This window comes from Paraburkholderia sp. 31.1 (genome assembly GCF_014397645.1).
GTDB classification, from domain to species: domain Bacteria; phylum Pseudomonadota; class Gammaproteobacteria; order Burkholderiales; family Burkholderiaceae; genus Paraburkholderia; species Paraburkholderia tuberum.
In genome coordinates, this window is record NZ_VZQN01000033.1 from 35,057 (window position 1) to 50,020 (window position 14,964).

Genomic DNA, 14,964 nt, shown 5'->3' on the forward strand with positions numbered 1-14,964 from the left:
AGGGATCGGAAGTGAGTAGCCTTTTTCTAGCATAGCAGTCTGGAATTGCTGCGGGATCGTTATTGCGAGATCAGGCCGGCAATCGCCGCCACAATTTATGCTTCATCGCACGCAAGGACGCACGAGATCCTGAGCGCCTGAGATTTTCGCTAAACAGTTCTAAAAATCTTCGGACAACTTGTTCGGAAGCGGTTCGGGAAACCAATCGCGCAAGGCTTAACGAACAGGTACGGGGCATAGATGGTAGCGATCGTCACGGGCAATGGTTTGGGTTTGCAGTCGTCGTCGGCATTGGGGCTTGGAGCCCATGGCCAGGTCGGCAATGCGGCATTCGGGCAGACCGGAGAGCAGCTCTATGTGAACGCGGCGAACGGCAATCTGGTGATTCAGGATCGTGACCAGTTGCTGCTCGGCCAGGGGGTGAACAGTTCGATCTACCGCGCCTATAACAGCCTCGGACAGTTTGCTGGAGACAACTGGCGCCCAGGCGGATCGCGCACGGTGGATGGCCTCACTGGGACGCTGAATAGCATAGGCAGTACGGTAACCCTGACAGACTGGGATGGTTCGAGTACGGTGTACGAGTACGATGCGTCGCGCCAGTTGTATGTGTCGACCGCGTGGCTTGGCGCCAGCGTTGTCCAAGGCGACTTTGAGCCCGGCTATGCCGATGCTACTGGCACAGGGGCGTACGCGACGCTGTCCTTTGATGAGGCGACCCGCAACTGGCAGTGGAACGACGGAAACAACGGGCTGAGCGAGCTTTACGATGCCACGCGAGGCGGCAGGCTCGTGTCAACCCGCGACAGGGACGGCAATACGGTCGGCTACGCCTACAACGCCGCAGGGCAGCTCGCGCAGGTAACGACTGCAGGGGGCGACGTCACCTATCTCGACTACAACGCAGCCGGTCAACTGACGGATCTGCGCTCGGTCTACCGGGGGATGGGTAACAGTCTGGTCACGTCGACCACGATCCGTTACGCGTACGACACACAGGGTCGACTGTCGCGGGTGACAGTCGACCTGAGTCCGGAAGACAACAGCATCGCCGACGCTCACGTCTATACGACGACCTATACGTACGACGGCACGAGCAGCCGGATCGCCTCGATCACCCAGTCGGATGGATCCCAGGTGATGTTCACCTATCTTCAGGTGAACGGCGAGTACCGGGTGGCGACGATTGCCGAAAAGGCCGACGACGGGGTGTTTCGGATCACCACGCTTAGCTATGACACCGCGAACAGGCAGACGACGGTGACCGATCCGCTTGGCTACAGGAAGGTCTTGACGTATGACGATGCCGGCAGGTTGATCAGCATCCGGTCGACTTCGTCTCTGGACGGACAGTGGGTAAACCTGAACTTTACGTATAACGTCAACGGCGACAGCGACCTGCGGATTCTGAATGATGGTAAGGGCAAACCGATCTACTTTATTTACGATGCCGCGGGCAATCTGATCAGCCAATCGGACAGCTCAGCCGACGTTACCCGTACGTACGGGTCGAACAATGAACTGTTGACCGAGACGGTCTTTGACAAGACCAGCAATTTTGCCAATGGTTACGCGAACCAGTACCTGACGACGCGCTATGTCTATGACGCAGCCGGGCATCTGCGATACGTGGTGAGTGCGGCGGGCCGCGTCACGGAGTTCAGGTACAACGCGGCGGGCCAGAAGGTCAGCGAGATCCAGTACACATCGGCGGCATTCGACGTCAGCGCCTTGAGCAACACCGATGCAGTGTCGGAGGCGACGTTGAATGCATGGGCGGCGGGCCTTGTGAATCCCAGCGAGGCGATCCGTATCGATTCGACGTATGACTACCGTGGGAACCTCGCAACGGTCGCGCGCTATGAGAAGCTGCTGGCCGACGGCACAGGCGATGTGACGGGAGCAATCATCCAGACACGGTACGTCTATGATGCTGCCGGTCGTCTCCTACAGCGTTTTGCGGGCAGTCCGGGCAACGAGAAGGCTGAAACTTTCACGTACGACGGGCTCGGCCGCCTCCTCTGCGCGATTCAGTTCGACGGCGTCACGACGCTGTATCAGTACGACGATGCGCACCACACGGTTTCAGTCACCTTCAGCAACGGGCTGACGCGTACCTCTACGTATAACGCCGCGGGGGAACTGGTCGCCGTGGTCGATTCGGTGCAGGGCAAAGTGCAGTCGCAGATCAGGAACTACTACGACACCAACGGCCGGTTGCAGATGACGACCGATGCCAATGGACTGAATACGCACTACCTGTACAACGGGCGTGGCCAGTGTGTCGCACAGATCGCCCCTGATGGAACATTGACGGAGTATGTCTACGACACCACATTCGCGAGGCCGCTGCGCACGCTCACCTATGCAACCAGGCTTACGGCCGCGCAACTCGCCTCGTTGACCAACGCCGACGGGACACCCGCCGAAAGGCTGAAATCGGGGGCGTTGCTGACGCTCGACTCCTCGAAGCTGCGCCCGCCTGCATCGGTGGACGACCGGACGGTATGGGCTTTTTATCTCAACAACTTCATCGACCATACCGTTGACGCGGACGGAACCGTCACCCAGGTTCAGTACGACGGCAGCGGACGTCCCGTGGTGAAGACGGTCTTTGCGAACCGGGTCGACACCAGCGTGGCGCCGACACAGGTCTTACCAGATCCCGATCCGGCCAACGATCGCGTCACGCGCTACTTCTACGATCAGGATGGTTTGTTGCGCGGGGAACTTGACCCGGAAGGTTTCCTGACCGAATACCGGTACAACGGCGCAGGGGAGCGTGTTGAGACGGTTCGTTATGCCACGGCAACGGACGCCTCGTTGCGCAGTCAGGGCATGTTTGCGCAGCTGGTTCCCGGTAGCAGCGACGCAGACGCTCACCTGAGCTACTTCTATGACTCGCGCGGCCTGTTGTGTGCAGAAGTCGATGCCGAAGGTTACGTGACGCACTATAGCTACGATGCGTGGGGCAACGTCACACAGCGCGTGCGCGGCCAGCAAGTCGATCTCGGCTCGACGCAGGCGCCACAGCAGATCCCGGTCACGATTAACGTGACCGGGACGCTGGGTTCAAGCGGCAGTGTTGAAATCTGGATCGATGGCGTGCAGGCGGGAGCGCTCACGTTCGACTTCCCATTCGGAGGCTTCGCCACCGGTACGCTTGACGTACCGAACATAGTGCCGCTTGCGCATCATACGATCGAGTTCCGCTATCCGGCGGACAGCGGCCTCTCGATAGGGTCCGCAACCTTTGGCGCATCCTGCCTGAGCAAGGCTGACGAGCTGAGCACGCCGGTAGGCGGTAACGCCTCGCAGCAAAGCCTGCGCTATGTGCTGCGGGCCGACGCCATGCTCGCGTGGACAAGTCGTCCCGGGCAGATGGAGTTCACCTACTACACCTACGACGCAATGGGACGGCTCACGGGCCGCACTACGTATTCGCAGGACGGTATGGGCGGCAATGTCTCCACTAGCTGGACCTGGGACGACGAGGGCCGCGTGGCCAGCGAGACGACCGCTGGGCGCACGACGACCTACCGCTACGATCTGCAGGGACGGCTGATTGCGCAGCTGGGCGGCGAAGGCAGCACGGCGCTCGCAGCGCTTGGCGCGAACGCAACGCTTGCACAGATCGATGCCGTATGGCAATCGTGGGGGGTGAGCTACACGTACGACGCGGCGGGCCTGCGCACCTCCATGACGGACGCGAACGGCAACACCACGTACTACTACTACGACGTGGCGGGCCACCTCACCCACGTTGTCAATCCGATCGGCGAAGTCGTCGAGTACCAGTATGACGCATTCGGTGACGTGACGGAGACGCTGGTCTACGCGACGCGCGTTGCAGCGGACACGCTGGCCAGTCTGGTAGGCGGTCTCCTGCCCGACCCGCTCAGAAGCACACTCGCGGTGCTGGGTGATGATAGTGACGTCACGCGCACTGCTTTCACTTACAGCGCCGCCGGCCGCCTCGTCCAGCGTACCGATGCGTTAGGTCTGAGCACACGCTATACCTACAACACGTTTGGCGAGCAGATTTCCACCGTTCGTGACATTGCCTCCAATGTTCAGGTGCGAGACACGATCGACTACGACCGGCTCGGTCAGGCGATCCGCCATACGTCCGACGCGGGCGGCCTCAACCTGATCACTCAGGCAATCTACGACGCGTTTGGGCGTGTGATCGAATCGATCGATGCCAACGGTGTGCTGCGCCGCCAGGACTACGATCGCAACGGCAATGTGGTGGTGGTGACCGACGGCACTGGCGCGCGTATGCACATGACGTACGACGCGTTCCGCAACATGCTCACCCGCACCGACGCGACGGGCAGCACGACGACATGGTCATACTCGGAGTTCGACCGCGCGGTGACAGTGACGACCGCCGAGGGCATCAGGACCACATTGACGTACAACGACGCCGGCCAGATCGTGACGCTGACTGACGGGCGCGGCAACACGACAGGCTACACGTACGACCGTGACGGCAACCTGGTCAGCACGACCGATGCAACCGGTGCGACGACCACGCAAAACTACGATCACGCAGGCCATCTGATCGATACGGTTGACGCGCGCGGTGTTCACACCACGTATAGCTACGACGCGACGGGCCGCGTGCTGAGCTGCACAGTCGACCCGAGCGGCCTGAATCTCACGACCCGCTACGAATACGACGGCAAGGGTCAGGCGACCCGCGTGACGGACCCGTCTGGGGTCGTGACTGAGACCCGTTATGACGCAGCCGGACACACGGCTTCCGTGACGGCCGACGTAGGTGGACTGAACCTGTTGACGACGTTTGCTTACGATGGTGTTGGCAACGTCCTCACCGTGACCGAAGGTGCGGGCAGCAGCAACCCGCGTGTCACGCAGAACGTATTCGACAAGGCGGGGCGGTTGACCAGTACGGTCGTCGACCCGGCAGGACTCAGCCTCACAACAGGCTACGCATACGACGCCAATGGCGATGTCGTGTCCGTGACCGATGCGGCGGGCGGCGTCACGCGCTACGTTTACGATGAGGAGGGGCGGCAGATATGGTCGGTCGGACCGACCGGCGCGCTCGTCAGGAGCGTGTACGACGCCGCAGGGCGTGTCGTCGCGCGAACGGCGTTTGCCTTCCCTCTGGACGGTTCGCCGGACAATCTGACCGACGCGTACATCACGGGAAGTCAAACGCTTCAGCCGCTGCTCGACCAGACCACGCAATACGTGTATGACGCAGACGGCCGCTTGCGCTACGTGGTGAACGCGCTGAACTACGTTGCCGAGAACGTCTACGACGCCAACGGCAATGTGATCAGCACGATCACGTATGCAAGCCCCGTCAATATAGCGGGTGCCCTCACCGTCGACGCCGTTGCCACAGCGCTGAGCGCCCAATCGGCTCAGGCGCATGCGAGCGATCGCACGACGCGCATGGTTTATGACGTTGCAAACCGGGTGGCAGCCAGTATCGATGCGCTCGGCTTCGTCACATCCAACCGTTACGACGCCGGCGGCAATCTCCTCGAACGCACGCAGTACCAGACGCCGTATGCGGAGGCCGGCATTCCAGACGCCTCGGCGCTGGAGCTCTGGCTCGCGTCACCTGGCGTCGCGAAGCCATCCGGGGATCGCGCCACTACGTGGATTTATGACACCGCCACCCGGCCGGTCTATGTGATCGATGCCGAAGGCTACGTCACGGAGCAACGTTACGATCCAGCGGGCCATCTGCTGACGACCATCCGCTACGCGGACAGATACGAAGCGGCGCGCGGCGCCAGCCAGAAACAGGCTGCCGCTCTTCTGCCGCAAATCATTCCGGCTTCGGCGGCCGCGACGGGATACGACTATGACAGCGCCGGACGTCTGACGAGCACGACGAATGCGGCAGGCGTCGTCACGCGCTATGAACTTGACGCGCTGGGACGCGCGGTGAACACGAGCGTCGCCGATGGTCTGCCCGAACAGAGCGTCACGCACGCGGTATTCGACGCAGCTGGGCGCATGATCGAACAGACCCGCGCGTACGGTACGTCAGTCGCTGCGACATCACGTTACACGTATGACGGGATGGGACGTGTGACTGCTGAGACCGACCCTCGCGGGGTGGAGCTTTCCGAGCGGGACACCGCTTGGGCACTTGCCGAGCGCAAGGCGCGTGGCTATGTCGACGCGAATGGCGAGGCGCTCGAGGCAGCAGCGCTCAGTCCCAGCCAGCGGAGCAATCTGCAGGCGGCGTATCGCATGCGCTATATCTACAACGCGAGGGGTGATCTACTGGTTACGGCCGATGCGCTCGGCTATATAACCAGTAACACCTATGACGCTTTCGGCAATAGGGTGACGGCGGCCGACCAGAACAGGAACATCATCAGCCAGATCTCCTACGACGTGCTGAACCGCGCGGTGCAGGTCGTCTCGCCGACGGCGAGCATCGTGCTGACCGAATACGACGCGTTTGGCGATGCGGTCAAGGTGACGCAGGATACGAAGGCGGTCACCCGCATGGAGTACGACCGGCTCGGCCACCTGGTGAGGTCGACCGACGCCGAGGGCTACGGCGAAATCTACGCGTACGACGCATTCGGCAACCGCACCGGCTATACGAACAAGGTCGGCGGGCAGTTTTCTTATACGTATGATCGCCGTGGACTGATGCTGTCGGAAACACTACCGGTTACTTCGGGTGGCCAGGCGGTTGTCAACACGTTCGAATACGATGCGCGCGGCAATCGCATAGCGACGATCGAAGCGCAGGGGCTCAAAGAGGAGCGTGTTACGCGCTATGGGTATGACCTGCTTGACCGGCAGATCACGCTGACCGGCGTGTCGGTGTACCAGGCTGGCTTTCCTGCGAGCACGACCGAGACACGGGTCTATGACGCGCAAGGCAATCTCACATCGATTACCGACGCGAATGGACATACCACCACGTTGTACTACGACGTGGCGGGCCGGAAGACTGCGCAGGTCAGCCCGACCGGCACGCTCACGCTATGGGCGTGCGATGCGGTGGGCAATGTCATCGCGACGAAGGTCTACGCGGATCCGATCGTGGCGCAACCTGGTTCGCAACCGCCTGTGCCTGCCGATGCGGCCAACGTGCGCGAAACGCGATACGTCTACGACGCGGATAACCGGCTCATTCAGTCCCGCGTGCAGAATGTAGCGACAGGCTATTTCGATCCGAGCGCGGGTGACGACGCGCGGGGCGAATACTTCATCACGTCTGGCAGCGAGCTGGTGACGACGTGGGAATACGATGGTTGCGGCCAGGTTACCGCGACCGTCGATCCGGCCGGCAATCGCACAACCTACTTCTATAACAAGGCCGGACAGAAGACGCTCGAAATCGACGCGAAGGGATTCGGCATCGCGTACATGGTGAATGCGCAAGGCAACGTCACGCAGGAAACGCGGTTTGCACTGCCGTTCCCGGACCCGGTTTCGGCGAGCGCCTCCGTCAATACCATCGTCAGTTCGTGGCCCCGCAGCCCCGACGATCGCATCACCAACTACACCTGGGACAACAACGGCCGGTTGCTGAGCGAGTCGCGCGTCGGCGTTGAGTTCGCGAAGGTCGACGCCAACGGCAAGCTCGTGCAGTCGACCGGTGACGCCACGTCGAACTATTCATACGACGGAGAGGGGCACCTGCTGCGCAAGGTCGACGCGAACGGCAGCCAGTACGACTTCACCTACGACGCGCTCGGACGTCTGACGGGCGAGATGCTGCCGCAGTTCGCCGACTATCAGAACCGGCAGGTGCGCGTCACCACGATATACGACTACGACGGCCTGAACAATGTCGTCAGGGAAACCCGCAAGGGTGAGCCGGACCAGGTGACCACGTACCTTTACGACGCGGGTGGTCGACTTCATTCGAAAGTCAACGCGCTGGGCGTGGCGACGAATTTTCGGTATGACGCCGTGGGCAATGTCACGAGCGTCTTCTATCTACGCAGCGATGTGGACGGGAACCAGCGGCTCGACTCCACCACAATCACCTATGACGCGGAAAACCGCGAAATTTCGCGCGTCACCCAAACGAGTGACGCAGCGACGGGTGCACGGGTGTCAACTGGTGCACTGATCGAGCAGCGCTACAACGCGTATGGCGAAGTGACCGGACGGCGTACGGGGGGCGGCGGCGCGAACGGTGAATGGCAGGAATATGCGGACTATGACAACGCCGGCCGGGTGGTGCGCACGAACTTTGATGACGGGGTGTCGCATCTGTTCATGTATGACCGCAATGGCAATGCGACGCTGAAGGTCGAGTCGATGGAGAGCGATCTGCGCTATCGCGTGATCACGACCGGGGACGATCTCGTCGCGCTGCTGCAGAGCGTCGACATGATGCAGACTTACACGCGCTATGACCAGCGGAATCAGGTGATTCAGATTCGGCAGCCGAAGACGTCGGGCGGGATACCGACCATCAGCTTTAGCCCGGTCGATATTCCGATCGAGGGTGGGGTGTTCGCGAATACTGAATTGAGCATCTCGGGGTGGATCGATTCGTCAGCGCGGCCGGTGACCGGGCCGACGTTAAGTCTCGTCGACGGAGACGCAGGAATTTCTGCAGGAGGCGGGAGCGTCGCGGTATCCGTTTCCGGCCAGTGGAGTTTCACGCCCTACATTGACGGCAGTATTGGCGGTCGAGCCACAGTTTCATCGCTTTCGATCAATCTTCCGGACCTCAGCGGAATCTACGGCGCGTATCAGATCCAGGCGGTCGTCCACAGCACGGCAACGATCACGCAGTGGACCGGCGCCAATACGAACAACGGAGGCCTTGAGCACCTTGGCACGTCTCAGGACTCGACGGACTCGCCGGTGGTCACCAGTTCGATCAATGGAACACAAATTACCGTACCGGTCAATTGGTCGGAGCTCGGCAGCATTACCAACGTAGATTTCGCCTATACGGTCGATCTGACGTTGATCCCGCTTAATGGAGGGGCACCGCGCAGCTTGGGCTCTATAAGCAATTCGGCCCATCTGTATGGTTCGGATAACGGACCGTCGAGCGGAAAACCGGATGCGCTCAATACGGATACGGTGCTGGGCGACACGTCTGTGACCAACGTTATTTCGGTCGCGCGTGGCACATTGCCCGACGGTTCGTATGGGATGTTGTATTACCGACCCGCCGGAACAGATCAGCCCTTTCAGACTCTCTGCAAGAGCACCGCCAGTCTGGCAAATTCGTTTAGTGCCGACATCAGCGGTTTGCCCGACGACGACTACGAAATGATCTTCATGGCGGTCAGCGACGGTGGCAACGGTCCGGTGGGGACGCTGCTCCGACGCGACAGCTTTGCAGTCCACCTTTCCCGCAGCGACAATTCGACCATTTTTCAGACCGACCTCCCGGCGCATGTCCCAAGTTCGCGCCCCGGCTTCACGGTCGACGCATCGGGCAGCTATATCTGGTCGGCACCGCAGGTACTGAACATCTACTCGCTGGAAAGCACGGAGTTGCAGCTGGCCGATCACATCGTCGTCCATCTGCGCGACTCCAACAATCCAGGTTGGGCGCTGGATTATCCGGTCTGGCGCGATCCGGCCACCGGCGCGTTCCCGATAGACATGACCGCGCTTGGTGCGGGGAAGTACGACATATCGCTTGACCTGTTCGACGCGGCTGGGACACAGATCGATGCACTGCGTGGCTTGGTCAATCTGCCGGGCAATGGGCAGTCACCGTCGCTGTCGTCGTTGGGCTATCTCGCTGATCTGAAGTCGACGGTCGTTTTTCATACGCAGCCCGCGGACACAGACCACGTGATCGTTTCGTGGGAGCAGAACGGCTTGACGCAGTACCAGACGTTGTACCGCATGGGCAACGCCTTCCAGTGGGACACGACGCAGTCGGGCTTGCTGCCGGACACGGATTACGCAATCAAATTCACCGCTTACGACACGGCGGGCCGGCCGCTCTCGATGGGCCAGGGCGACATCAGGATCGGCGTCAACACGGATTCGGGCGTGACGCTGACGGGCAGCGCACTGCCGTCGATTTTCCAGTTTTCGCCGACGGACAGCAGCGGCGCGCCGCTTACGAACGTCGATACGATCACGCTGTACTACCGCGAATCGACAAAGCAGGATGATGACTATGATCGGCCGTTCAAAACGGCGATCCTCACTCGCGACGCTGCCGGCCGCTTCCTGTTCGACGCGGGCGATCTGCCGACGAACGTCGAGTACGAGTACCGCTACCTCGCAATGGACGCCGCCGGCAACGTGTTGATGGAGCGCCAGAGCTACTTCCTGACCGGCACGCGCAATAACCCGGTCACCAATGTCGACATCGTCGGAGTGATCGAGGAACTGGCGAAGGACATGACGATCGACCGTCTGCAGCAGCACGACGCGTTCGGTGAGGTGTCGGCGGAGAGGGACGGGCGCGGCAACTGGACCTACTCGTCGTATAACACGATGGGTTCTCTCACGCTCAAACGCGAGCCGACTGTCATGGTCACGCTGGAGAACGGGGCGCAGATAGAGATGGCTCCGCTCACCACGTACTACTACGATCTGACCGGCAACCTCGTGGGCCTGAAGGATGCGAACGGTCATCTGAGCACCCAGCAGTGGAACTACGGTCTCGCGCAGCCGGCGGTGGCGCAGTCGTGGGATGCGATGGGGTATAGCAAGAACTTCTCGTATGACGCGGTGGGAAATCTGCGCGTGTCGACCGACGAGCTGGGACGACGCACCGATTACACGTACGACAGGGCCAACCAGCTGATCGAAATCGCCCGGCCGGTGTTAGCCAACGGGCAGCGCAGCATCGACCGCTATGAGTACGACGGTGCGGGTAACCGCATTGCCCACACGGACGCGCTGGGCGGACGCGAACGCATCTACTACGACGCCGACGGTCGTATCGTGAAGACCGTCAGCGCGGCGGGCCGCACGGTGCAGTACGACTACCGCTGGGCGAGCACGATCAGCTCGATCGGCTCGGTCGCGAGCGGTGGATGGGTAAAGACGACGATCGATGCGAACGGCCGCTCGATGGTCGACGAGGTGGATCTGTTCGGCCGGGTGACGAAACATACCGATCTTGGTGGCCACGTGTTCCAGTACACGTACAACTGGGCCGGTCTGCTGACAAAACAGGAAGGCACGAGTGGCCAGCATGTCGAATACAGCTATTACTCGCACGGTCTGGTGCGCTCGATCATGGATTACGGCACGCAGACCCAGTCGCTCTACGAATACGACGGCGACGGCAACCGTACGGCAGAATTTTTCACGGACTTCGGCAACTCGTACGTGTTCGCGCAGTCGCGGGTCGAATACGACGCACTGAATCGCGTCGTGGCGATCCGTGACAACAGCTACCAGGTCGGTTACGAGTACGATGCGGTCGGCAATCGCCGCCGGATGATGGCGACGTACACGGACATGGTGGGTTATCACGCGACGGAGCAGGAGTACTGGTACGAGTACGACGCGTTGAACCGCTTCACGGTCTCGATGGGATCGCTGTCGGGCACGCGCGCCACCGATCCGGACGACACCAGTGTGCATATCGTGGCGGGCGCGGCCGGCGGCGACGGCGTGCAGCTTGGCTATAACGCGGCCGGCGAGCGGACGATGGCGGTCTATGCCAAGGATGGACGCACGGAGTACTACACGTACGACGCGAACGGCTTGCTGGCGACGCAGACGGTCGACGGCATGATGATCCAGCAGCGCACCAATGATCTGCTGGGGCGCGTCACGGAGACCATCGAACGGGACAGGAGCAGCGGTCAGATCGTGACGGCGGTGACGCGCGACTGGGACGCCGACAGCCAGTTAATGTCCGAGCATGACAACATCGAAGGTACGACGACGACCTATACGCGCATGGCCGACGGCACGCTCGGGCAGGTTGCCACACGTCCCGACAATGGCAGCGGCACGACCCTGACATCCACCTATTCGTACGAATGGTGGGACAGCGCGAAACAGAGCCAGATCCTGGCGCAGGGGAGCAACCCGGACGCGCCGGGCTGGAGACCGGCATCGAGCTATTTCAACTACGACGTCAACGGCAACCTGAAGGCCACCTACGACGATGGTGGCGGCCAGGCGGGCAGCGCACGCGCGTTCACGTACTACACGGATCTGCGCGGCCAGGTGCAGCGGCGCGACGAACTGGTGGGCGTGACGGTGGCGGATGACGGCACGATCCGGGGCGCGACGGGGGACAGGAAACACAATTACTACTACCTGAACGGCAACCGGGTGGGCAACCAGGGCAACGACGGGGTCGAGACGGTTGACTACGTGCAGGAGCTGGCGGGCAGGCTCGCGAAGGGCAGCGAGAGTCAGTACAAGGTGTTCACGCCGGTGGGCAGCGCGGACTTCGACGAGAACTTCATGGCGATCAACGGGGTGTATCCGGGCGTGAGCCCGGGTACCTGGACGGTGCGCGATGGGGATACGCTGCAGTCGATCGCGTCGTCGCTGTGGGGGGATGCGACGCTGTGGTACATCCTGGCGGACGCGAACGGGCTGAAGGGCGATGACGTGCTGAAGGCCGGGCAGATGCTGACGGTGCCCAACCAGGTCACGAACGTGCACAATACGGCGACGACGTTCAAGCCGTATGACCCGGGCAAGGCGATCGGCAATACGCAGCCGACGCTGCCCGATCCGCCGCCGCCGCCGAGCAAGGATGGGGGATGTGGTCCGGTGGCGGCGATCATTGCCGTCGTGGTTGCGGCGGTGGCAACGGTGTTCACTGCAGGGGCGGCATCGATGGCGCTGGCCGGGACGCTGTCGAGCTTGACCGTGAGTGGCGCGATGACTGCGGGCGCCGCCGCGCTGGTAGGCGGCGGTGCGGCGATGGGCTTCGGTACTGCGGTAGCGGCGTCTGTGATCGGCGGTGCCGTAGGAGCGGCAGCGGCCCAGGGCGTCATGATCGCGGCTGGCGAGCAGAGCGGCTTCAACTGGAAGGGGGTGGCGATGGGCGCTGTCGGCGCAGCGGTCGGCTCGAGCGTTCTTGGCGTAACGGGAGTTGGCACGGCGGTCGGTAGCGCGTTCGGCGGAAGTGCCGCCAGCCAGTTTGCCGGTGCCGCCGCGCAAGGAGCAATCCGGTCGGTAACTACGCAGGGTATTGGCGTGCTGACTGGCGCACAGCACAGCTTCGACTGGAAGGGGGTAGCTGCTTCTGCGATCGCGTCGGGAGTCGCGTATGGCGTGGGCGCCGCAGTACGTAGCGTCGGGGCGGACTTTGGCTTCAATATGCAGTCCGACAGCGGTCGATTTGTGACGGGCGTGAGCGCGGGGGTTGCTGCAGGTGCGGCTAGTACAATCGTGCGCGGTGGGAGCCTTGGGCGCAATGTCGGCGCAATCTCGATGGATGCCATCGCCAGCACCATTGGCAATATGGTGGTGAGCCAGGTTCAGGCGGGCAGTGTCGGGAAAACGGACTACACGAAGCAGGCGATCGAGGCGATGAATGGCGAGATCCTGCCGGGCGGGTTGGGTGGCGTGGGCAGTGGGTTCGTAGCGCCGCCGTATAGCAGTAACGCTGCAGTGTTTGGCATGGGCGGTTCGCTGGATACGCTCGATAGCCTGACTGGTACGACTGCGCGCAGCGCCTATGCATCGAGTCAAGTCGTAGAGCCTTACAGCGGCGCTGCGGTGCTTTATGGTCCGAACCTTGGTATCTCTGCTGCTGGGCCCCTGGGCCGAGGCGATGGATTCCGTTATACGGGGGACAGCTCAGGCACTGCCGGTTCGATTGGTTTGGCGGGCGATGATGCAGACGCGTTGAAATACGCGTGGGATGTACAAAAGCGGCTAACCACGGATGTGCGGGGTGGCTTTGATCAGCAGGGCAACAGTACTGCCGGACATGCCCAATATGATCTGGGGCGCTCGTGGCTTGCCGATGTTCCAAAGCTTCCCGTTAATCTGGCGCTGAACACATTCGAGGGCGGTGTTAACCTGCTCAGCGGGGCGTTACCTGGTACGCCGGACTATGTGCCGTTCCTTGAGGGTGCCAAAATTCCGTACAACTCGGAGGCGTCGAGTTATGCGGAGATTGGAGTCGGGTTGCTGCTCGGCGGACGGGGTGTAGGTGCAGCGAGAGAACCCAGTACCATCACTGTCTTCCGTGTTGAGGGCGAGGGCAATCGCCGGTTATTTATCGATGAAGCCACAGGAAGCGTCTCCATTCCACCGGTATTCGCGAACAAGGGACGTGGTGATGAGCGTAACCTGTATCTGAATTTCGGTGACGAGGCGCGTGCTCAGAGTTTCCTGGAGCAAAGATTGCAACAATTCCCTGATAACACGATCAGGACTTTTACAGTCCCGAAGTCATTCGTTGATCAATTGCGCACTTCCGCAGTTGAAGAGGGCAGGCGATCAATCAACCCCGGGAAACCAGTGGTTGCCGATCCGACAAAGGCACGTGACCAGTTCGGGCTTAGTCAGCAGCAGATTGAGCAATTGCGGAGAGTTATCATTCCCGGATCTGGTAAACAATATGGTCAATGAACGACATGGAAAATCATCTTTACGAGTTCCGAATGAAGCTCTTGCGTGGCGAGGGTTGTGACATGCCAGAAGGAATCGATGGGGCACATGTCGCGTGTTATGCAAGTGCATCGACATATGAAGCGGCCGTCAAAAAAGGGGTGGTTGCTGCCTCTCATATGCACTACGTATTCGACAATATCGAGGGAGACGTGCGTGAAATTCCCGTGGCCTCATGGGGTGCCTACGTTGAGAAAGTCTGGCCGGAGTTTGCGAGTCACTTTCCGTCTCAGGATGAGTTGCCGTCCCTTGTTGAGCAGGGAATAGTGTTCTTCGGGCCATTTGCGGGCTTTAAGATGTAACCCGCTACAGATGAGCAGAGTGATATTTAGCTGCTAGAAAACCCGAAGGGCCGCGTAAGCGGCCCTTCGTTCGTCTAGCTGTGATCGGGTTTGTCGTGTGGGGAACTGA

General features: G+C 61.1%; 2 protein-coding genes. Both read left to right on the forward strand.

Going from position 1 to position 14,964, the window contains the following annotated elements:
* The first annotated feature begins 240 nt into the window (after window positions 1-240).
* A complete protein-coding gene (locus tag F6X37_RS24270) occupies window positions 241-14,514 on the forward strand; it encodes a LysM peptidoglycan-binding domain-containing protein (RefSeq protein WP_187613044.1) in 14,274 nt (4,757 codons plus the stop codon).
* A complete protein-coding gene (locus F6X37_RS24275) occupies window positions 14,511-14,855 on the forward strand; it encodes a hypothetical protein (RefSeq protein ID WP_187613045.1) in 345 nt (114 codons plus the stop codon). The genes F6X37_RS24270 and F6X37_RS24275 overlap by 4 nt, the downstream gene beginning before the upstream one ends.
* The last annotated feature ends 109 nt before the right edge of the window (window positions 14,856-14,964 follow it).